The sequence below is a fragment of the Leucobacter soli genome, assembly GCF_042659205.1.
GTDB lineage: Bacteria > Actinomycetota > Actinomycetes > Actinomycetales > Microbacteriaceae > Leucobacter > Leucobacter soli.
On sequence record NZ_JBHSRW010000406.1, the window covers coordinates 1 to 1,044 of the forward strand.

Here is a 1,044-nt window from a genome sequence, read left to right on the forward strand (position 1 = left end):
TGATGCTCCTATATTTGTCAACTTGTAGGCGCGCTTGTTTCGAGCCATTCTCGGTATGCCAGAGCGAATTCGTCATCGCGTGCGAGGCCGCGCTCGATGCGTGAGATCTTGTTCATCCATACGTTGAAGTGTTCGGCTGCCTGTTGCAGGGTGATCCCGAGTGCTTGTCTGAGCGGCCTGAGGTCGTCGACTCGCGGGATCTCGACTTCTTTCGTGAGGAGCGTAAAGATTTCTCTCGCGATTGCTCGCTTCAGGCAGCGAATGATTTCTTTGCTGCTCTTCCCCTCGGCGCGTTTCTTTTCGACGTACGCTCTCGTGCGTGGCTCGTGACTCATGCGTACCAGAGCAATCCGATGGAGCGCAGAGTTCGCTTGGCGATCGCCGCCGCGGTTGAGCCTGTGTCGGTTTGTTTTGCCGGAGGACGCAGGAATCGGACTGGCCCCGCAGAGAGCCACGAACGCGGCTTCTGAACGGAGACGGTCGGGGTTGTCTCCCGCAGTGATCAGGAGCTGAGCCGCAGTCACAGGGCCCACTCCCGCAGCGGCTGCAAGTGCCGGGTTCGTGGACGTCGTGAGGGTCCCGAGCTCGTGATCGAGGGAACGTATTTCAGCGGCAATGTATCGGTGTCTGCGTGCAAGCGCGCGGAGCGCCATCACGACGCCTTGCTGCTTGGGATAGGGGCGGATATCGAAGTCTGCGAGGCCGGTGATGAGTGCCGCATCGGTGGCATCACGAAATCGTTCACGCAGGAACGTTGGGGCGGTCACCAGGAGGGATTTGATCTGAACTTGCGCGGCCGTGCGTGCCTTGATCGCTGACCGACGGGCGGTGAAGAGATACCGGATCTGTTCTGCATTACCGTCACCCGATTTCGGTGTGGGTTGATGCGGTTCTGTGAGCGCGGTCTTTGCTGCCGCATAGGCGTCGATGGGATCTGATTTCCCGTTCATGCGTCGCACTTGACGGTTCGGGCGGATCACCTCAATAACTTGGTGCCCGAGCGTGGTGAGGTGGCGGGTGAGGCCGGCCCCGTAGGAGCCGGTT

1 protein-coding gene is annotated in these 1,044 nt (G+C 60.1%); it reads right to left on the reverse strand.

The window, feature by feature from the left end:
* Window positions 1-17: 17 nt before the first annotated feature.
* Window positions 18-1,044, reverse strand: a 1,027-nt coding sequence (locus ACFPZL_RS13560; RefSeq protein ID WP_382335912.1) for an IS110 family transposase, incomplete at its 5' end; no start/stop codon positions are given.